Origin of the sequence: Cytobacillus sp. FSL W7-1323, from assembly GCF_038595015.1 — a bacterium.
In the GTDB taxonomy this organism is placed as follows: domain Bacteria; phylum Bacillota; class Bacilli; order Bacillales; family Cytobacillaceae; genus Cytobacillus; species Cytobacillus kochii.
The window spans coordinates 4,504,799-4,524,337 of sequence record NZ_CP151998.1 but is presented as its reverse complement, the minus strand read 5'-3'; the positions used below and the strand labels follow the sequence as shown (position 1 = coordinate 4,524,337).

Sequence of the window (19,539 nt, the reverse complement as noted above, 5' to 3'; positions counted from 1 at the left end):
GAAGGTGGTCACTATGACAATAAAAAATCGATTTCTCATTTCATATATTGGTGGTATTTTTATTGCGAGTGTCTCCATTCTCATGATTTTATGCATTGCTTTTTACGTAACGACAGGATTTGTACCAACTCCGAAAACATTATATGAATCCTTTACGAAGCAACGTTCCCTGAGTCCAGAAGAAGAGCTTGCTTACGTAGAATTACGAGATATAGCCAAAAGTACGCCGGACCAACTATTAGAAGAGGATATGCGAAATAAATTACAGCAATTAGAGCATCAGTCTCTCGGCCTTGTAATTCGTAAGGAAGAGGATATTTTATATTATTCGGAGGAGCTAGTCGAAAGGTCCCTTATTGTCCATTTTCCTGATTTTGATACAAATAATATTGAAACAAAGGGTACAGTTGATAACGCAGGTAGAATGTACCGTTACATTAAATTTGATTTTTATTACAGTGATCAGACTAAAGGTAGTATACTCGTGTTGAAGAAAGAAAATAGTTTTTTAGAGTTTCTGACTAGATGGGGACTGCTTATTATTTTGATCATTATGTTCGTTTCGGTTGCAGTTATGCTTTTTTTAAATCATCAAATTCGCAAATCAATCATCAAGCCTATTGAAAGCTTAGGGCAAATAATGTCCAGCATTCGGGACAGTGACATGATGATGCAGGCACCTACTTTGCCGGGAAATACTGCAAAAGAAGTCCAACAGCTGACCGCAAATTTTGAACGAATGCGAGAGGCATTACTTGCTTCTATTGAGGAGAAGCAAAATCTGGAAAATAACCGGAAGGATTTAGTAGCGAGTATTTCACATGATTTGAAAACTCCGATTACCTCTATTATTGGTTATGTGGAGGGTTTGCAAGAGGGTGTTGCTGAAACACCGGAAAGGCAAGAAAAGTATTTAAAAACAATCCATTCAAAATCACTTGCCCTAAATCATTTAATAGAGGAGCTTTTTCTCTATTCAAAGCTTGATGCAGAGTCAGTGCCATTTCGTTTTGAACGCACTTCATTGCCAGATTTTCTAGCACATGTAGTAGAGGAGTTTCAATTATCGAATCGACAGGTTCACATTAACTTGCAAGTTTCTGAGGAAGTGTATGTGCAGGTTGACCGAATGCATATGAACCGGGCGATTACGAATTTAATTGAAAATAGTATAAAGTTTCAAATGGATAAGGAGCCATTAGCTATTGTTGTGGAGGTGATTGTTTTGCATCGTTTTGTGCAATTAAATATCAAAGATAACGGGCAAGGAATTTCAGAGGAGAAATTGCCATATGTATTCGATCATTTTTATCGCGGGGAGGAAGCGCGAACATCGACAACGGGCGGCAGTGGATTAGGACTAGCGATTGTGAAGCAAATCGTTGAAAAACATAAAGGTCAGGTGAAAGTTCAAAGTACGTTAAATGTAGGTACAACTGTAACCATTGTGTTGGAAAAGTCTTAAAGGAAGTGTTGAGAAATGGTAGCTTCACGAATTTTAATTATTGAAGATGATATAAGTATTGCGGAATTGCAACGAGATTATTTAGAAATTCATTCTATTGAAGCAGATATTGTAACAGATGGTTTTGAAGGGATGACCCGTGCATTGAAAGAAGAGTATGACTTAGTCATTATTGATTTAATGCTACCTTCGATGAATGGCTTTGAAATTTGTCGTCGTATTCGCGAAGTGAAAAATATATCGCTTATGATTGTATCAGCAAAAAAGGAAGATATCGATAAAATTCGAGGGTTCGGTTTAGGTGCGGATGATTATATAACAAAACCATTTAGTCCTAGTGAGTTGGTTGCACGTGTTCAAGCACATATGAAACGCTACAAACAATTAACAAACGTGGGACAACGGATGGAGTTTATCGAAATGGGTAATATTGTTGTAGATAAAGCTGCACGTAAAGTTTTTGTACTCGGCAACGAGATTACTTTTACAACCAAGGAGTTTGATTTACTCGTATTTTTTATGGAACACCCGAATCGTGTATGGACGAAGGAACAGCTTTTTCGCCAATTATGGTATATGGATGATTTGGATGGTGATGTATTCACTGTTGTTGTACATATCGGGCGCATTCGTGACAAATTAAAAAAGGGGAAACTATCAGATCTACCGATTGAAACCATTTGGGGCAGCGGTTATCGTTTTAATCATACAATCACTCCTTGGGAAGAGAGGTTTTAATTTGAAATTTATTATAGGGCTTTTGCTTGGATTTTTATTCCTAGTTACAGGCTGTAATAATGAGGAGGAAAGGGAAATGGCACATCAATCTGGTGAATTACTTCAAGCTGTTGAAGCTAATAATCTTGAAAAAGTACAGGATATTTTAAAAGATACTTCTTATCTAATTAATGAAACCAATGAAAAAGGCGAAACCCCGTTGTTAATTGCTACTCATAAAAATTATATTGAAATCGCAAAAGCTCTTATTAATGAAGGGGCAGATGTTAACAAACAAGATGTGCTCCAAGATAGTGCTTATTTATATGCAGGCGCACAAGGAAAAACGGAGATTTTAGCTTATATAATTGAAAACGCAAAACCTGATCATCAAGTATACAATCGCTATGGTGGCAATGCATTAATTCCAGCTGCTGAGAAAGGACATTTACCTAATGTAAAGTTACTTTTAGCAGATGGGAAGGTGGATATAAATCATCAAAATAACTTTGGTTATACAGCCTTAATTGAAGCAGTCGCATTAACAGATGGTTCAAAAGTATATCAGCAAATTGTACAGGAATTGTTAGTTTACAATGCTAACAAAGAGCTTCGTGATGACAATGGTATGACGGCATTGGATTATGCTAAAGATAGAGGATACACAGAGATGATTGAGTTGTTGGAGAAATAGATTATTACTATATCAGTTGAAAATAAAGACCACACTTAGGTTATTAACGGAAAATCGTATGATAAGTATCAAGACCACCCTATTCTTATACTATAAAACAATAGCACACTATACTTATTTGTTACTTTAGAAGCCATTCCCTCCCAATTGAATGGCTTTTTTATTATAGTATAATATATACAAATAATTGGATTGATCTGTAAACGGAGTGAAGAAATGATTGAGCAACTTATTATTGAACTATCAAAACGAATAAAATACATAAGCATCCTGATCTGCCTTATTTTGTTCTTTTAGATGAGATTTTGTACGGGTTGAATATTATTTCAGTGATCTTCTCAGTGTCATGGAGAGTCGAAGGTTGGAGGATGGGAAGATGGTTACTTTTGCTTAACATTGGATCAACTGCAACCCAATCATTAAACCTGTAGGCTACGGTGTGGCTGCCTATATGCAGACCACATTAAATCATTTGAAAGAGTCGACAGAGCTCCCAGAACTATTTATGAGATCAAAAGAAGAAAAAACTCTCTGGAGAATGCTAAGAAGGGTCTCCGATAAAATATCTATTGAACTGGACTCAGTAGAAATCGATATAGCAACTAAGGTAGAGGAATACAGGATTAAGAATGTTTTAATCAAAATCAATAAAGACAAAAGGGAAGTGTCTCTGATAGGGAAAGATGATCAGAAAACAGTTAGTCTAGATACTTTACAAAGGAATCCTTCTTTTGTTTTTAGGGAGTTGGTTGGTTTGTTAGGGAGGGAATCATAAACACACCAATCAACTCTGTTTCAACGTGAATTGGAAGGGAAGTGAGAAGAAGCATTACCACTATTAGTAGGAAACTTCTTCTCTTTTTTTGCACTTCTAATGGATTGTCAGGTTTATCTCCAAAATGAAATTTTGTCAGTACTTAATCGAATGGATTCGTATCCAGCTACTTTGGCTTTACCAATTGAAAGGATCATGACGGGAGTATATCGTTCTTCATCCAATTCAAAAGTTTTTGCTAGCTGATCTGCTTCAAATCCCGCCATTGGATTTGTATCATATCCGTGCGCACGAGCTACTAACATTAATTGCATTGCAAAGAGACTACTATCGATTTTTGCAATTTCAACTTTCATTTCTTTTGATAGTGTTGGGTAGATTGATAGAATGGTCTCGAGTTGGCTATTTCTCACTTCAGGCGGCATTTTCCCTTGTTCTACAGCTGTATTAAATATTTCTTCTGCATACAAATAGCTTTTTGTATCACCAAAAATTAATAACATGGCAGAAGAAGTATCATTTTGTAATGTATTGAAACGTACAAGAGGTTTAAGTTTTTCTTTTCCTTCGGGAGTATCTACAACAACTACACGCCAAGATTGCATATTTGCAGAGGATGGCGCCAAACTAGCTTCCGCAATAATCTCGCTTAACTCTTCTTGCGATATTTTAAAATCTTCATCATAATGACGAACAGAACGCCTTCCTTTGACTATATCGACGAAATCGTTATTCAGAATATGGTTGAACATAAAATCGCTCCTTTTGATAACTTTAGATTATTTTGACATTTTATATGCCATTGGTTATCATAAGCACATTATGAACTATGAACCTAGGTTTATAGCAATAAAAAAAGAGGTCATATGATGAAAATAAATGAAGTTTCGAAATTAACGGATTTGCCCATATCCACATTAAGATTCTATGAACGCAAAAATCTAATTCCTGACTGTTATATTGAGCGAGATGTAAATAATTATCGCGTATATGCTGAAGAAATTGTGGAGTACCTTGAGGATGTAAAAGCACTTCTATGCGCAGATTTTTCAATAGAAGAGATAAGTATGATGGTCAATCAACAAATGAACTTATCATACGATGAAAAGAAAACAATCGTTGAACAAAAAATCAAAGAAATAGATGATATCAGGAAACAATTAACCAAATCAAAAAAGTTTTTGCAGGACATTTTGGAAGGGAAAGCAGCGTTTCAGACGAAATGTTGAGAAAATTGTTTTTTCTCAACAATTAATAGGCACCAAAATGGAAGACCAAGATAAACTGTTACAGTTAAAAAATACTGATGATAAATTTAGTAGATAGATTGCATTATAATTGGTATGTAATAACTAATTACCTTTAAAGATATCTGTCTTTTGTTTTTAGAAAATTGAGTTGTTTTATTATGCATAAGCGAAGAATTTGAGGAGAAAGGCTAGTTGGTGATGACGAATCACTGCAAACATTATAAATAAGAAGAGGGTCTTTTAATATAATACTTCATCAGTTTATTTAAAGATCCCCCTTCATCTTAATAAGAATATGAGGGAGAAGGGGATAACAGTAGATGTCATCACTTATTCACAGGATACTTCTTCCCGTTCTTCACAATCTTATCCTCTATAATCTCTTTTACATCTAAGTTTAAGTCAGAACATAACATTAAGGAGTAAATTAGAACATCTGCGATTTCCTCGCGAATATTTTCTCCATTTTCTTTGAGTGCTTTTTCGCTGCTGATCCATTGGAAATCTTCTAGTAGTTCAGCTGCTTCGATAGAAATTGAGATGGCAAGGTCCTTTGGGTTGTGATATTGTCTCCAGTTCCTTTCATCTCTAAAATCGTTAATGGTGTTGATTAAGTTCCTAATATCGCTCATAAATTAATTTCCCCTTTTTAAGTCAAGTAGTCTCTGTCTTAATTTAGGATCTGTGGCGTAAATATATAATCCATGGATGCCTCGCTTCATTAGTACATTAATAGAATTTAAGATAATTTCTTCTTTAATTTCTTGATTTTTTTCAGGCAGTAAATCCGTTCGTGAAATAAATGCTCCGGTATCTTTATATTTCAAAGGATCAATGACTAATTTCCTTTGTTCGACATCGTAGCTCACCGATGGACCAAGGACAACGCCAACGTAATTTAAGTCAAATCCTTGTACAGTATAAATGGAGCCAACTTCCTTAATAGAATTTGGGTTTTCTGCCCATGTTGTACTATCTTGGGTGCTATTCCAAGGCATATTGATTCCATTTTCATCAACTATATAAGTATTACCGTCTTTTTTATGTAAATAATCAAAGGTTGAGACAATACGAGAAAGACCGAGTTCTTTGTTTTTCTTTTTAATAGCTGTTTTGAACGTACCTGGATCTTCGAAAAATTTAAGCTCGAAGGTTGAGTCATTTTCTATTGGTAACGGTAGAATCTTTTTTGCAACAAAATTGTCAATCCACTTAATTGTTTCTGGATTAGCATTCATTCTCATTTGATCTTTAAGTACTAACGTCTTAGCGTTATATTGTCTAGTGATTTCTGCTAGTAATCGATCATTCCAATAACTCTTAATCTTCAAAACTTGGTTTGGGTCAAAGATAACAATGGTGATTTTACTACGTTTTATGATTTCATCTAATTGGTTTTGGTAGCGAAAATTGTTATAAGAATCTTCCTTTGTAAGAAGCAAATGCGCTTCGTCTATTAAAACGATATCTGCTATTTCTTGCGCCCTTGTCTTTTCGTTAATAAACGGTGTCGGTTTCATCAGATTCTTTTTCTTCAAGTTGGGTAGACTGTTGGCAATGCTTTTATATGTCTTCAACATCTCAGTGTGATTCACCAGCAAATAATTGTCTGTTCCATATAATAAAGAGCTATCATCTTTGGCTAGATCCTGAATGGTATTAAACAGAGAGCTTAAAAGAACACTTTTACCAGTCCCCGCGTCACCTTCAATAGCAAAAACATGATTCCCGTTCTTCTTAATATTTTCATTACAAAATTTGAGAATTTCATTTTTAATATCGAGTTGTTGAGGGTTAAGCTCTTTATATGGAGAAAGTTTATAAATATCTTTATTCCTTAGGTTTTCAACAGTATCACTTACGATTTTTTCTTCTCTAAGCTTCTCCCAAATCATTTGGAAGAGTTCTTCATTATAGAAGGATTTCTGATAATAATTATGCATGACCCTAGAACGTGTTTGACTAACATTTTGCAATTGATAGTGGTTATCAGCAATGAAATAGTTAATTAAGTTCGACTCAATATTGTAGGTCGCAGACTGATTGAATTTTTCATGTCCAATTAATATAGAATGGCTCAAATTTTTCCGTTTTTTATCTTCTCGATGCTTTTTCAAACGTCGTGAAGCTTGAACCGTCTGTCCAATATAGGCGGACGGTCTCTTTTTCTCGTTATATAGTATATATAAAATAGGATAGTTATTTAGGTGCAGTGTCTTTACAGCATTTACATGATCACGAGTAAAACTTATCTTTTCAAATACTAATCCATTCATGTTTTTATCCTCAGTATGTCTTTTTTTATATAGTATCATATATTACAAATCAATTGTTATATATTGGGGGTACAGTATTTGTGAAGGTATGTTAGGTTAAATGATGATTAACTATATATACGACACATTAAAAAACCATGAAAATTATGGATGAAATGCCGATAATTTTGATAGATAGGTTATTCCAAATACTGGATCGTTATATCCTGCTAAAAGGGTTTAATAAGTTTTTAACAAATATTTGATAATGGGAGTGAGAAGTTGAATAAAAGGGAAGATATCATAAATGCCTGGATTACAATAGAGCAGCTTTCTGAAGGTGATATTAATAAAAAAGACAAATCGCTAAAGCTGTTACATAAAAAGGAAGATGACTGGCATTATTTTTTCTCAGCCTTTTTAATTAAACAAAAAGAACAGCAAAATGTCTCAGAAAAGCAATTTAAAAAGTCAGGATTAGTATTTTATTTTGATATTTTTAATTTTCAAGAAGTTGTTGATATTTTAAGGGAAAAATACAAGATTGCTAATACATATGAAGAGGTAAGTAACTCAGATAAATTTACTTTCTCATTATTTTTTGATAATCAATTAAATTTCATAGCAGACAAATTGTTTTTTACTATGAGTGGCTATATTCATCAGCATGGTGTTTTGCCTGAAGATATTTTAAAAGTTGAAACCTCATTTAGAGAAAACTTGGTTAGGAAATTTCACGAAGATTTTAATGTCGCGATTTCCGAACTTTTACAAAAGTATCATGTATCCGAAGAGAACTTCCGCTATGCATTTGTGAAAAACTTAGATAATGGAGATGTCAATTTACATTCATTCTTTATTGAAGATCTAACCAAAGCAAAGACAATAACTAATGAAAACTTGAATCGATTTTTTAATGGTTTTTCTGGATATAGGAAAAATTTAGACGGGAATAAAAAATCAATTCACTTTAACTCAAATATTTTTGAGACAATCTTACAACCTAAATTTTATCCATTAGGGCGTTTCCCCAGTAATCCTGATTTTTCGCTTTCATTTATGCAACAAGTTGCTGTAAACCTTGCTTTAAATGATAAAAATGATATTCGAAGTGTTAATGGGCCACCAGGGACAGGGAAAACTACGCTCTTAAAAGACATATTTGCTGATTTAGTAGTACAACAGGCAGCGGAAATTATCAAGTTTCCTGATAAAACTATTCAAGGAAATCTAGTTTATTGGAAAAATGCAAGACTTGGAACATTACCCCAATCGATTTCAGATAAAAACATGATTGTTGCAAGTTCAAACAATGGGGCAGTCCAAAATATTGTGATGGAGTTACCAAAGAAAGAGGAAATTGATATTGCATTTCAAAAACAACTAGAGGAAGCGAATTATTTCAAAGATGTCTCTAATTCTAAATTGGACGGTAAAGGTTTCGGGAAGAATCGCGAAATTGAAAGTGAACTTTTAAATGATGAAAATTGGGGTGCATTTTCATTAGAAGGTGGTACGTCAAAAAATATTAATAAGTTACTTTTAAATATTGAAGTAATTGAAAAAGATCTGGAAGAAAATTATCAAGCAAATACAAGTGTAAGTGTATATCAAGAGTTCTTACAAAAATATGAAAAGATAAAAATTGTAAGAGAGAAAATACAAGAGTATAGTGAGAAAATATATTCTCTCAAAAAATTAAAAAATAAACATAAAGAGCAATCCATCGCTTTTGAACAGGAGAAACAAAAAAGAGAATCGATTTTGGAATCACAAGATAAAGAAGCTAGGCTTGAACTAGAAAGAAATAACCATGAAAGTGTAAATCTGCAAAAAGATTTATCGGATATTGTCATTGAACTTGATAACATTGCTAATATGTATACTCAAGCAGAACGGAATTATGATGTTGTTATTTCACAAAAGCCAAGTTTTTTATGGGTTCAAAAGATATTTAAAAAGTCAAAAGTTGAACAATATTCAAGAGAACTCAATAATGCGAATGATCTTTTAAATGATCTTTCTCAACAGAAAACAAAAATTTTGAACGATCGCAAACTACTAGAAAATAGGAAAAAGGATAATGAGATAAAAGCTGAGAAGATTGAAAGAAAAATTCGGATCATTCAAGATGACTTCAAAAAATGGATGACTACTCAACAAAATAATATTAAAAAAATCGAAAATGAAATTAAGCTATTGGAAGAACTTAAGTTTCAAAGTGGAATAAGTGAACTGGATTTTTCACTCCCGTATGATGAACTACAAAAGTCTAATCCGTGGTTTACAAGGCAATTTCGAGTTTTACAATCAGAATTATTTATTTCTGCCTTGAAAGTTAGAAAGCAATTCTTGTATGAAAACAGAAAAAACTTAAAAGCTGCTAGGATTATTTGGAATAAGCAGTCTGAATACATAGGGAAACAGAATGGGTATCAGTTAATTTCAGAATCATGGCAATGGTTGAATTTCGCTATCCCTGTTGTTAGTACTACATTTGCTAGTTTTGGAAGAATGTTTAAAAATATGAATGAAAACTCAATTGGTAATTTATTTATCGATGAAGCTGGTCAAGCTTTACCACAAGCGAGTGTTGGTGCAATATTAAGAAGTAAAAAAATTATGGTTGTTGGGGATCCGTCACAGATAAAACCAGTAGTGAGTTTAGATTCAAATGTATTGACCTTGATTGGAAGACATTACAAAGTTGACGAGAAATTTGTTGCTGCTGATGTTTCTACTCAAACTATTGTGGATGACACAAGTCAGTATGGATTCAAAAAAAATGATGATGAATGGATAGGCATACCACTTTGGGTACACAGGCGTTCAAACTATCCAATGTTTACGATTTCAAATGAAATATCTTATGATGGGTTAATGGTACAAGGGAAACCTGAAGAAAAGTCAAATGGTAAATCAAAGTGGTATCACTCAACTGGGAAAGCAAATGATAAATTTGTTAAAGAACAAGCTGATTTATTGAAAAATTTAATTATAGAAGGTTTGCAAGAAAGTCCAGCATTAGCAGACGATATCTATGTTATAACTCCTTTTAGAAATGTGGCATATAAACTTGCACGTGTATTAGATGAGATTAACTTCACGAAACGGGAAAATGGAAAAATAGCCAATATCGGGACTGTTCATACTTTTCAAGGTAAAGAAGCAAAAATTGTCTATTTTGTTCTTGGAGCTGACTCAAATAGCAGTGGGGCAGCAAGGTGGGCTGTTTCTGATCCAAATATGATGAATGTTGCAGCTACACGAGCAAAAGAGGAATTTTATATTATTGGAGATAAAAAATTATATGCATCCCTTGGTAGTGAAGTGGCAAATAAAACAATTTCTATTATTGATGATTATAATGAAACTAGAACAAAAGTTTTTTGACCAGAGAAAAAACCGAATTCTTAATCGAGAATCTTCATTCGGATTTCGAGTTAGCTCTGATTTTCTTTGTTTTAATTGTTTATCAAATCACCTTTCGGTTTTATAGTTGTGTCATGTAGTTATGTCCCACCTCTTTGGAATAATCATATTATGATTCAATCTTTCCCCCTAAAACAGAAGTGTGGATGTTTGGTTATTGATATATGGAAAATGAATAGCCCTTTTGTTATAAAACTACGCATTCTACTTAGGGGTGAAAGTGCAGGGTATTAAAGTTTTAAATTCAATGAAATAGATGGATAGAATTAGTATCATTTTTTGAGGAACACCTATAACTAACAATTTCTATACTCAGGATTAGTTGATGATGTTCTTAAAAGATATTTTTGGAATAGTAGTTAAAGACAGAAAAGAGGGGTACCGACATGAACAAACGCGACTACCTAATAAAGACTTTCTCAAGAACAAAAAGAAAAGACTATGAAAACTATATTTTAACGGCGATTTGGCATAAGTTAGACAATATGAATATTAAGCCGGTAAGCCAACAGTATGTGAAGCGGCAAAATGGCCGATATGCTTTGATGGACCTTTATTTTCCCCAATTAAAGATAGGGATAGAAGTAGACGAAGCCTATCATCTAAATCATCATACAGAAGACAATTTACGTATGGATGATATTATTTCGGCGGTTTATGAGGAATCCATTGAGGATTTTCAAGTGTATAGAATGGATGCGACGAAATCTATAGATGAGATAAATGCTAGAATCCACGAGGTCGTATCTATTATTAAAAATAAAGCGGCGGTAGTGAAAACAACATTGAATTGGATGACATATGAAGAAGAATTAAGCGAATTAAAACAAAAAGAATATCTCTCTATTCACGATAATGTGCAATTCAAGGACATAAAAGATATCGCCAATACTGTATTCGGTAAGAATGCTAAGAGGTATCAATTGAGCTATTTTCGAGTGATAGATAAAACCTGGTTATGGTGTCCGAAACTCTCCATCGTAGAAAACGGGGATACAAAATCAGTTGCCAGCGGTTGGTTAAATCTATTGGCAGAAGATTGGACTTACATAGATGAATCTCACCAGGACGTTGCCATCGCCAAAGAAAGAACAAAAAATTATATGGAAGAAATGAATGTTGGCCGAGAAAGAGCAGTATTTGCAAAATACAAAAATAATCTCGGCTTTAATAGTTATCGATTTGTAGGTGTCTTCAAAATTTCAGGGGTTTCACCTGATAATGACGAGTTTCTTAGGTATGATCGTATAAGTGAACGGGTTAGAATTGTTTAATTGTATTTATAGAAGTGGTCAGGTGGGGGAAGGAGTATAATTGTATATTCCCCCATTTAATCCCAATCCTTATAATCGTTTATTATAGTTTTCTATTCACCAACGACTGATCAAAAAAAGCCAAAATCATCTCTAATAACGTTGTGATTGTTATATTTCCACCCTCCATCCCATGGTCAGCGCCTTTAACAGTTAGAAGCGCAGCATTAGGGAGGTTTTCATATATTAATCGGGCTTGAGAGACCGGAACGATTTTATCGTCTTCACCATGTATGATTAAAAAAGGTATGTTCTTGCTTTTGTCGTTGATGTATGGGATAGGGTTTGTTTTTTTGGCAAGTTCCGCATTTTTTTGAACGGTTATTTCTCCAATAAGTTTGGCTTCATGAGAATTTTCTAGATCATGCCATCCGCCCATTTTGAGTATATCAATAGGGGCTGAAACTGTAACTACACAATTTATATGAGTCGGGTAATGAGGATGCCCTGATCCTCCTTCTAATTCATCATTTCCAATAGATGTCGCTAAAAGAGCTGAGAGGTGTCCGCCTGCGGAGTGTCCCCAAACCCCTATTTTTTCAGGATGAATATGGTAGTTTACATGATTAGCTCTTAACCAGCGGACGGCTGCTTTACAGTCATGAATTTGCGCGGGGAAAATTGCTTCACCACTCAATCTATAATTGATGTTGATGACAAAATAACCATTCTTAGCAAAATATGAATTCCATTCTCGACCACCTACTCCAGCTTTATCTCCACTGGACCAACCTCCACCATGAATATAAATGATTACCGGCATTGGTTCATCTGGAAGTTTGGTAGGGCGAATAATATCTAACATCAACGGTACCCCATTTACTTTACCGTATTCAATATCTTCAATAAGTACAGTAGTCATGAAAGCTCGCACTCCTCACTCTTTAACAATATAATCCGGAAACGCCCGCTTCAAAGAATTCTCCTTCGCACCTTCACTAGATTCCACATGTATGAAATGATCATTTAAATAAAGGCTGTAAGTTCCTTTAGGAATATTGTTCATTTCCTCGAGGTCACTTATCACTTGTGTAAAAATCTCTTCACTAGGTTCTGCTTGTTGCTCTTTCATAAACAATTGGATATTAATTTGGAAGTTTTCTTTATCAAATAAGCTTTCCTCATACGCATCTCTTAGCGTTTCAATATTCGAATCAGGGTTTTGTAAATAAAGGTCATACACGGGTTTGATGGCGGCATCATCAGGGTCAGTAGAAATAAAATAATAAGGCGTCATAAAGCCATGTCCACCAACATTTTCAAGCGCTGCTTCTGTTTTACCAACCACTTCTCCTTCTGCAACCAATGACTCAAAGTAATCATCAAGCTTCTTGAACTCATTGCTAAAAATCATATGATATAACCCGCCCTTCATAGCGTTTTCTACTTGAAAGGCTTCGGCTGAAATATGCTCGGTCATTACTTTCTTTTCTTTTTCATCAATTGGTACAACAGCGTATGTATAAAAATGAGGTTCACCCACCGATTCCACAAAGACCGTGGCGGCATCTAATGCTCCGACTACATTGTGCACTACGACTTCGGTTTGGTAGTTTTCTTGAAAAAGTGCGACTGCGGCCTTTTCAATTTGTTCTCGATGATCTTCGGCAATCTGATCGGTTTCTTTTCCGTATGGTAAGGCATAGCCTTCACCGTTGTATTCCGCCACACTTACTAAGGCGTCATCAGAAGCATTTGTCTCACTCGTGTCAGTTGGATTAGAACATCCACCCAACATGATGATTATTCCCAGACAAAAAAGAGAAATCTTAAAGATAGGAACCATTTTTGTTTACTCCCTCCAAAAAGATCTTCCTTTTATTGTAGCGAAGAAAGTTAGATATTTACAGATTCGTAGGTGAAAAATTACCCTTTTTATGCAAAAATAGGAGATATGGAATAGGGGAACGAGGGGAGATTGTATGAAGAATAAGGGGATTTTTATTACCACTGTATGGCTTTTATTAGTGCTTATGATTTCGGCTTGTGGAACTACTGGTAATGAGACACATAAACAGTTGGATACGGAACAAACAAAACAAGTCCCTACCCAAAGCGAAAAAGAACAGCCTCCAATCACTCATAATGAGAATTCTTTAAAAGAGACGTATATAAAAGAATTCAATCGTATGCAAAAAGAGTTGGAAGAAGTAAAACCAGCGGATGCATCCACTTATGCAATGAAAAAAGTAGAGGGTGATCGATATGATGCTTGGGATGCGTTGTTGAATGAAGTTTATCAAGTGTTAGAGGAGGAACTTTCAACAGAAAAGATGGCTCATTTAAGAGAAGAACAACGAAATTGGCTCAATGAAAGAGATGATACGGCAAAAAATGCGTCATTAAAATTTGAAGGTGGAACACAGGAACAGCTAGAATATGTATCCGTCCTCGCCAATCTTACTAAAGAAAGGTGTTACGAGCTAATCAATACCTATTTGTAGTAGTAGGCCAAAAACTCCCTATACCCATCCTACGATATATCTGCTTTAATTAGTATAGTAGTGCAAATTGTTTGAAGTAGGTAAAGAATCGAGGAAGAGAAGTTGAAAAAGTTCAAGAAGTTTTATTTGGAGATTACGAGTGTTTGTAATTTGGCTTGTAGTTTTTGTCCGCCGACAGAACGGGCGAAGCAGTTTATTTCTTTGGAAGATTTTGCGAAGCGGTTGGATCAGATTAAGCCGCATACGGATTATATTTATTTGCATGTGAAGGGTGAGCCGCTGCTTCATCCGAAAATTGGGCAGTTGCTTGATATCAGTCACGAAAAAGGCTTTAAGGTCAATATTACAACCAATGGGACGCTCATTAATAAGAAGAGGGAGAAGTTATTGAACAAGCCGGCTCTAAGGCAGATGAATTTCTCACTTCACAGTTTTGATGGCCATATAGGTTCGGAGGATAAAGAAGGATATGTAAAGAGTATTCTTTCGTTTATTAAGGAAGCGACGAGTCAATCGGAGCTGATTGTGTCACTAAGGCTATGGAACTTGACGCAGGATAATGCGACGAATTTGGAGAAAAAGCGAAATAGAGAAGTGCTGGAAATCATTGAAAAAGAATTTAACTTGGATTATCGCATTGAAGAAAAGGTCGTACCTGGTAGCGGTGTGAAAATTGCTGATCGTATTTATATTAATCAAGATTATGAATTTCAGTGGCCCGCTCTTCATGAAGAAGAGGATGATGGCAAAGGCTTCTGTTACGGCATGCGTAATCAAGCGGGCATCTTAGCCAATGGTACCGTAATTCCATGCTGTTTAGATGGGGAGGGTATCATCAATCTCGGCAATATTAATGAAAATTCTTTTTCGGAGATTATTGAAATGGATCGAGCAAAGAATCTCGTTGATGGCTTTTCGCGAAGAGAGGCTGTCGAGGAATTATGTAGGAAATGTGGGTATCGTAAACGGTTTGGGAAATAAAAAGGGAATCTAGGTTAGCCTAGATTCCCTTTTTTACCATTCCTTAGGCTCATAATTCAACTCTCTAAACAATTGATTCTTCTCCTTCTTAGACAAATCGCGCCATTGTCCAGGCGGGAGGGAACCTAAGTTGATATTCATGATGCGAATCCTTTGTAAACGTAATACGTCGTAGCCGAATTCAGCACACATGCGGCGAATTTGGCGGTTGAGACCTTGTGTTAAAGTGATTTGAAAATCAAATTTGGATAAGGGGACGATTTTACAAGGTAGGGTAGTGGTCCCTAAGATTTTCACACCTTCTGACATCTGCTTCACGAATTCAGGCGTGATCGGTTTGTCGACAGAAACGATATATTCTTTTTCATGCTGGTTTTCCGCACGTAAGATCTCATTCACGATATCACCGTCATTGGTCATTAAGATTAAGCCCTCTGAGTCTTTATCTAAACGGCCGATATTAAATATGCGTAATGGGTGATTCACGAGGTCGACGATATTCCCTTTGACACCCTTTTCGGTTGTGCTCGTAATCCCTACAGGTTTATTGAGCGCAATATAAACATTATTTCTGGCTACACGGATTTGATTACCGTCTACACGAACGTCATCGCCGGGTTCGACTTGAGTACCAATCGCAGCACGTTTCCCATTAATGGTGACTCTCCCGTCAGCAATTAATTTATCCGCTCCTCTTCTAGAAGCCTTTCCTGATTCACTAATATATTTATTAAGGCGCATATTGCCACATCCTTTTTAAATGATTCGTTAAGTACTAACTATACTTATTTTAAGGAATAATCACAAACGTTTCTGCTATTTTTTTTATTAAATGCTTCGTTTTTCTTATCGTTCTACATAAGGTGTTTACTGAATTTGATACTAACATAAACGCAAAAGAGAAGTATGATAGATTAAGAGTGTCACAAAACAAGGAAACTAAAGGACCCAATTTGTTTATGTAAGAAAGGTGGGTTGTTTTGCTAAAAATACTACGTTATGTCTTATCTGTAGTTACTCTCTTATTTGCTACATATGGAGTAGTGACCGAAGATTTTACGTTTGTGGGTATCATGATTTTATTCTTAAGTCTTACTATGTTGGCTTTGGGTATCGAAGCATTTAAGGAGGAACAGAAGGGAATGGGCGTATTTCTCATTGTTGTATTTTTATTTTCCTTTTATGTATCCATTGAAAGACTCTTATGAAGTTAGAGCCTATAAAATATTTTTTTCCATTTCCCAACCATTTTAAGCTTATAATGGAAAGAAAAAGGTTGGAGATGATGGTTATGTCGAACACGGTTTCCCTTAGAAAAGGAGCAAATATCCAACTTCCAAAAGAGGGATTAGTTACAATTGAAGTTAAATGGCAAGGAGAGGTTGAATTAGACATTAGCGCTTTCCTAGTTACAGGGGACGGTCATGTACCTTCGGATGATTACATGGTTTTTTATAACCAAAAGAAAGATCCGGAAGAGAGTGTCTTTCTGCAACAAAATAAAGAGAAGCTAGTTGTGTTTACCATAAATTTAGACAAACTATCTTCAGTAATTCAAAGCTGTTCGTTTACCGCTACGCTTGATGGGCAGGAATCATTTCGTACGGTTCAAGGACTAGCCATTACTGTTAATAGTCCTCAAGGAATGGTTCATTATGAGGTAGATGATGCGACAGAAGAGCGGGCGCTAGTACTTGCGGAGGTCTATCGCTATCAGTCTTACTTTAAATTCCGCGCAATAGGAAGAGGGTTTAATGGTGGGTTAAAGCCTTTAGCTGAATCGTTTGGTGTAAAGGTAGCGGAAGAAGAGGCGCCTTCTGTTCCGGAACAAAAGCCCACACCATCAAATGCACCCATTCATCTATCCAAAATTGATTTGTTAAAGAAGAAAGTAACCATTTCTTTAGAAAAGAAGAAAATACAGCAAGTTAGGGCACGGGTAGCGGTTGTATTTGATGCTTCTGGGTCGATGTCACTTTTATATGAAAAAGGCGTGGTACAGCGCGCATTCGAACGTGTTTTAGCAGTTGCTGCATGTATGGACGATGATGGTGAATTAGATGTGTGGTTTTTCGGTTCTAAGTCTATGCGGGCAAACAGCGTAACAGAAAAGGATTATGAGAGTTATATTGAGAGAACTTATCCTCGTCCCAAAATATTTAGTGGGCTAGGAGTAGGAAATAACGAGCCTGTTGTGATGAAAGATGTCATTAAGAAATATGTAAAGGAAGACCCCCGCAGTGATTTACCTACATACATTATCTTTTTTAGTGATGGCGGCATTTATTTGGATCATAAGATATCAAAAATCCTTATTGATTGTTCCAAGGAAAACTTATTTTGGCAATTCGTCGGCATTGGCAATGCCAATTATGGTGTACTACAAAAGCTGGATCAATTACCTGGAAGAGTCATTGATAATGCCGGTTTCTTCGCATTGGATGATTTAGATAAAATTACAGATGATGAATTATATAATCGGTTATTAGATGAGTTCCCATCATGGCTGACATCAGCTAAACAACATGGCATGATTCAATAAAGTGATCGCGTTTTGAGGGTTGGATTATGTGTATGAACAGACCGTTTTTCTTTTTCGTATTTGGATACTGTATAATAGAAGTTTATGAACGAGAATAATAAGAAAAAAATGAGGTTTTTCACATGACCAAAAAGAGTTTTTCAGATTATCCATTAAGCAATGAGATGATAAAAGCGTTGGATAGTTTAGATTATCATACACCAACAGAAGTACAAGCAAAGGTGATACCGTTAATACTTGAGAAGATTGACCTTGTGGTGAAATCACAAACAGGGAGCGGGAAAACGGCTTCTTACGCTATTCCGATTTGTGAGTTAGTCGATTGGCAGGAAAATAAGCCGCAGGCGATTGTCTTGACACCAACAAGGGAACTGGCGGTACAGGTGAAAGAAGATATCATCAATGTTGGCCGTTTTAAACGGATTAAGGCAGCAGCAGTCGTTGGTAAACAACCGTTTCATATCCAAAAGAATGAGTTAAAGCAGAAAGTGCATGTTGTCGTTGGTACGCCTGGGCGTGTGCTTGATCATATTGAAAAGGGTACGCTCGCGCTCGATGAAGTGAAATATTTAGTCATTGATGAAGCCGACGAAATGCTTAATATGGGCTTTATCGAACAAGTTGAAGCGATTATTGACGAGATGCCGAAACAGCGGAATACGTATCTGTTCTCAGCTACGCTACCTGACCGCGTAAGAACGTTATCACTTGATTATATGAAAACCCCTATAGATATTGAGGTCAAAGCTAGCGGGCTGACCACAAAGCAAATTGAACATAGTCTTTATACGGTATCAGAAAACGAGAAGTTGTCATTGTTAACGGATGTGACAACTATTGAAAATCCAGATAGTGCGATTATTTTCTGTCGAACGAAGGAGCGCGTTGATACACTTTGTGACGAGTTAACCGATAAAGGGTACGATTGTGATATGATTCATGGAGGTATGGAACAATACGATCGTTTAGAAGTAATGGAAGACTTCCGCAGAGGCGAATTTCGTTACTTAGTTGCAACGGATGTCGCGGCAAGAGGAATTGATATTGATCAAATCACGCACGTTTTTAATTATGATATTCCGTTAGAGAAGGAAAGCTATGTGCACCGGACAGGAAGAACAGGGAGAGCAGGACATCACGGTAAGGCGATTACCTTTGTGACACCGCGTGAAGATAAATTTCTTAAAGAAATAGAAGCATATATTGGCTTCCAAATCCCAGCATCTGAAGCGCCTTCGAAAGCAGCAGTGTCAGCGGCGAGGCCGGCATTTTTAGAAAAGCTGAACAGCGAACCACCATTAAAAGAGGCGAAAAGCGAAAAGTTAAATAAACAGATCATGAAACTCTATTTCAATGGCGGTAAGAAAAAGAAACTTAGAGCAGTCGACTTCGTTGGAACCATCGCTAAAATAGACGGTGTCACCGCCGATGACATAGGGATTATTACTATCCAAGATACGGCATCCTATGTAGAAATTCTAAATGATAAAGGTCCGCTTGTGTTGGAAACAATGAAGCATACAACTGTCAAAGGAAAGCAATTGAAAGTCCATGTGGCGAGGAAATGAAGATAGAGAGGGGAAGAATCAGTCGGATTCTTCCCCTCTCTTTAGAATACACCCCATATGTATATAATTAAGTGATTTATTTCTGAAACAGTATTAGGGTGGG

The 19,539-nt window shown here is 35.8% G+C and carries 18 protein-coding genes; 12 read left to right on the top strand and 6 right to left on the bottom strand.

Annotation, left to right across the window (positions count from 1 at the left end):
* Positions 1 to 13: 13 nt before the first annotated feature.
* The 4 genes from MKX67_RS22905 (at position 14) to MKX67_RS22890 (ending at position 3,651) form a co-directional block, all read left to right on the top strand.
* Entirely contained in the window at positions 14 to 1,465 is a 1,452-nt protein-coding gene (locus MKX67_RS22905; protein ID WP_322909907.1) for a HAMP domain-containing sensor histidine kinase, read from the top strand.
* Positions 1,466 to 1,480: 15 nt separating this feature from the next.
* A complete protein-coding gene (locus MKX67_RS22900) occupies positions 1,481 to 2,203 on the top strand; it encodes a response regulator transcription factor (RefSeq protein ID WP_322909906.1) in 723 nt (240 codons plus the stop codon).
* A 76-nt stretch (positions 2,204 to 2,279) separates the two neighbouring features.
* Entirely contained in the window at positions 2,280 to 2,876 is a 597-nt protein-coding gene (locus MKX67_RS22895; RefSeq protein ID WP_322909905.1) for an ankyrin repeat domain-containing protein, read from the top strand.
* A gap of 451 nt (positions 2,877 to 3,327) precedes the next feature.
* Positions 3,328 to 3,651, top strand: a complete 324-nt coding sequence (locus tag MKX67_RS22890) for a hypothetical protein (protein WP_322909904.1) — start codon at positions 3,328 to 3,330, stop codon at positions 3,649 to 3,651.
* Positions 3,652 to 3,764: 113 nt separating this feature from the next.
* Here the strand turns inward: MKX67_RS22890 and MKX67_RS22885 are convergent, their stop codons facing one another.
* Positions 3,765 to 4,403 carry a nitroreductase family protein gene (locus tag MKX67_RS22885; protein ID WP_307318977.1) on the bottom strand — a complete coding sequence of 213 codons (639 nt, stop codon included), beginning with the start codon at positions 4,401 to 4,403 and terminating at the stop codon, positions 3,765 to 3,767.
* 117 nt (positions 4,404 to 4,520) lie between these two features.
* Between MKX67_RS22885 and MKX67_RS22880 the strand changes: the two genes are divergently transcribed.
* A complete protein-coding gene (locus tag MKX67_RS22880) occupies positions 4,521 to 4,880 on the top strand; it encodes a MerR family transcriptional regulator (protein ID WP_095371373.1) in 360 nt (119 codons plus the stop codon).
* Positions 4,881 to 5,227: 347 nt separating this feature from the next.
* Here MKX67_RS22880 and MKX67_RS22875 read toward each other — a convergent pair whose 3' ends face one another.
* Together MKX67_RS22875 and MKX67_RS22870 are read right to left on the bottom strand one after the other, a co-directional pair.
* Positions 5,228 to 5,533 carry a nucleotide pyrophosphohydrolase gene (locus tag MKX67_RS22875; protein WP_322909903.1) on the bottom strand — a complete coding sequence of 102 codons (306 nt, stop codon included), beginning with the start codon at positions 5,531 to 5,533 and terminating at the stop codon, positions 5,228 to 5,230.
* A gap of 3 nt (positions 5,534 to 5,536) precedes the next feature.
* The gene (locus MKX67_RS22870; RefSeq protein WP_322909902.1) at positions 5,537 to 7,177 is read right to left on the bottom strand and encodes a DUF2075 domain-containing protein; all 1,641 of its coding nucleotides are present in this window, start codon (positions 7,175 to 7,177) and stop codon (positions 5,537 to 5,539) included.
* A gap of 261 nt (positions 7,178 to 7,438) precedes the next feature.
* Between MKX67_RS22870 and MKX67_RS22865 the strand changes: the two genes are divergently transcribed.
* Both MKX67_RS22865 and MKX67_RS22860 read left to right on the top strand, forming a co-directional pair.
* On the top strand, positions 7,439 to 10,549 hold the full coding sequence (locus MKX67_RS22865) for an AAA domain-containing protein (RefSeq protein ID WP_322909901.1): 3,111 nt from the start codon (positions 7,439 to 7,441) through the stop codon (positions 10,547 to 10,549).
* A gap of 425 nt (positions 10,550 to 10,974) precedes the next feature.
* Positions 10,975 to 11,862, top strand: coding sequence for an AbaSI family restriction endonuclease (locus MKX67_RS22860; RefSeq protein ID WP_322909900.1), 888 nt, complete (start codon positions 10,975 to 10,977; stop codon positions 11,860 to 11,862).
* A gap of 82 nt (positions 11,863 to 11,944) precedes the next feature.
* Here MKX67_RS22860 and MKX67_RS22855 read toward each other — a convergent pair whose 3' ends face one another.
* Together MKX67_RS22855 and MKX67_RS22850 are read right to left on the bottom strand one after the other, a co-directional pair.
* On the bottom strand, positions 11,945 to 12,763 hold the full coding sequence (locus MKX67_RS22855) for an alpha/beta hydrolase (RefSeq protein ID WP_322909899.1): 819 nt from the start codon (positions 12,761 to 12,763) through the stop codon (positions 11,945 to 11,947).
* Between the two features lie 15 nt (positions 12,764 to 12,778).
* On the bottom strand, positions 12,779 to 13,639 hold the full coding sequence (locus MKX67_RS22850) for a DUF1672 family protein (protein WP_322909898.1): 861 nt from the start codon (positions 13,637 to 13,639) through the stop codon (positions 12,779 to 12,781).
* Between the two features lie 184 nt (positions 13,640 to 13,823).
* Between MKX67_RS22850 and MKX67_RS22845 the strand changes: the two genes are divergently transcribed.
* Entirely contained in the window at positions 13,824 to 14,345 is a 522-nt protein-coding gene (locus tag MKX67_RS22845; protein WP_322909897.1) for a lysozyme inhibitor LprI family protein, read from the top strand.
* Between the two features lie 102 nt (positions 14,346 to 14,447).
* On the top strand, positions 14,448 to 15,326 hold the full coding sequence (locus MKX67_RS22840) for a radical SAM/SPASM domain-containing protein (RefSeq protein ID WP_095371383.1): 879 nt from the start codon (positions 14,448 to 14,450) through the stop codon (positions 15,324 to 15,326).
* Between the two features lie 33 nt (positions 15,327 to 15,359).
* Here MKX67_RS22840 and rluF read toward each other — a convergent pair whose 3' ends face one another.
* The gene (gene rluF, locus MKX67_RS22835; RefSeq protein WP_095371384.1) at positions 15,360 to 16,067 is read right to left on the bottom strand and encodes a 23S rRNA pseudouridine(2604) synthase RluF; all 708 of its coding nucleotides are present in this window, start codon (positions 16,065 to 16,067) and stop codon (positions 15,360 to 15,362) included.
* A 239-nt stretch (positions 16,068 to 16,306) separates the two neighbouring features.
* On the opposite strand from rluF, the gene MKX67_RS22830 reads away from it, so the two are divergent.
* The 3 genes from MKX67_RS22830 to MKX67_RS22820 all read left to right on the top strand — a co-directional run bounded on the left by MKX67_RS22830 (position 16,307) and on the right by MKX67_RS22820 (position 19,436).
* Entirely contained in the window at positions 16,307 to 16,534 is a 228-nt protein-coding gene (locus MKX67_RS22830; protein WP_342488790.1) for a DUF3953 domain-containing protein, read from the top strand.
* An 83-nt stretch (positions 16,535 to 16,617) separates the two neighbouring features.
* A complete protein-coding gene (locus MKX67_RS22825) occupies positions 16,618 to 17,868 on the top strand; it encodes a VWA domain-containing protein (RefSeq protein ID WP_342488789.1) in 1,251 nt (416 codons plus the stop codon).
* 122 nt (positions 17,869 to 17,990) lie between these two features.
* The gene (locus MKX67_RS22820) at positions 17,991 to 19,436 is read left to right on the top strand and encodes a DEAD/DEAH box helicase (RefSeq protein WP_322909895.1); all 1,446 of its coding nucleotides are present in this window, start codon (positions 17,991 to 17,993) and stop codon (positions 19,434 to 19,436) included.
* Positions 19,437 to 19,539 lie beyond the last annotated feature (103 nt).

What these genes read in the sequence shown, in the direction of transcription:
- MKX67_RS22880 (WP_095371373.1), top strand. Translation starts at nt 4,521, where the DNA reads ATGAAAATAAATGAAGTTTCGAAATTAACGGATTTGCCCATATCCACA.
- MKX67_RS22885 (WP_307318977.1), bottom strand. Translation starts at nt 4,403, where the DNA reads ATGTTCAACCATATTCTGAATAACGATTTCGTCGATATAGTCAAAGGA.
- rluF (WP_095371384.1), bottom strand. Translation starts at nt 16,067, where the DNA reads ATGCGCCTTAATAAATATATTAGTGAATCAGGAAAGGCTTCTAGAAGA.
- MKX67_RS22890 (WP_322909904.1), top strand. Translation starts at nt 3,328, where the DNA reads ATGCAGACCACATTAAATCATTTGAAAGAGTCGACAGAGCTCCCAGAA.
- MKX67_RS22855 (WP_322909899.1), bottom strand. Translation starts at nt 12,763, where the DNA reads ATGACTACTGTACTTATTGAAGATATTGAATACGGTAAAGTAAATGGG.
- MKX67_RS22845 (WP_322909897.1), top strand. Translation starts at nt 13,824, where the DNA reads ATGAAGAATAAGGGGATTTTTATTACCACTGTATGGCTTTTATTAGTG.
- MKX67_RS22850 (WP_322909898.1), bottom strand. Translation starts at nt 13,639, where the DNA reads ATGTTGGGTGGATGTTCTAATCCAACTGACACGAGTGAGACAAATGCT.
- MKX67_RS22895 (WP_322909905.1), top strand. Translation starts at nt 2,280, where the DNA reads ATGGCACATCAATCTGGTGAATTACTTCAAGCTGTTGAAGCTAATAAT.
- MKX67_RS22825 (WP_342488789.1), top strand. Translation starts at nt 16,618, where the DNA reads ATGTCGAACACGGTTTCCCTTAGAAAAGGAGCAAATATCCAACTTCCA.
- MKX67_RS22875 (WP_322909903.1), bottom strand. Translation starts at nt 5,533, where the DNA reads ATGAGCGATATTAGGAACTTAATCAACACCATTAACGATTTTAGAGAT.
- MKX67_RS22860 (WP_322909900.1), top strand. Translation starts at nt 10,975, where the DNA reads ATGAACAAACGCGACTACCTAATAAAGACTTTCTCAAGAACAAAAAGA.
- MKX67_RS22870 (WP_322909902.1), bottom strand. Translation starts at nt 7,177, where the DNA reads ATGAATGGATTAGTATTTGAAAAGATAAGTTTTACTCGTGATCATGTA.
- MKX67_RS22900 (WP_322909906.1), top strand. Translation starts at nt 1,481, where the DNA reads ATGGTAGCTTCACGAATTTTAATTATTGAAGATGATATAAGTATTGCG.
- MKX67_RS22905 (WP_322909907.1), top strand. Translation starts at nt 14, where the DNA reads ATGACAATAAAAAATCGATTTCTCATTTCATATATTGGTGGTATTTTT.
- MKX67_RS22820 (WP_322909895.1), top strand. Translation starts at nt 17,991, where the DNA reads ATGACCAAAAAGAGTTTTTCAGATTATCCATTAAGCAATGAGATGATA.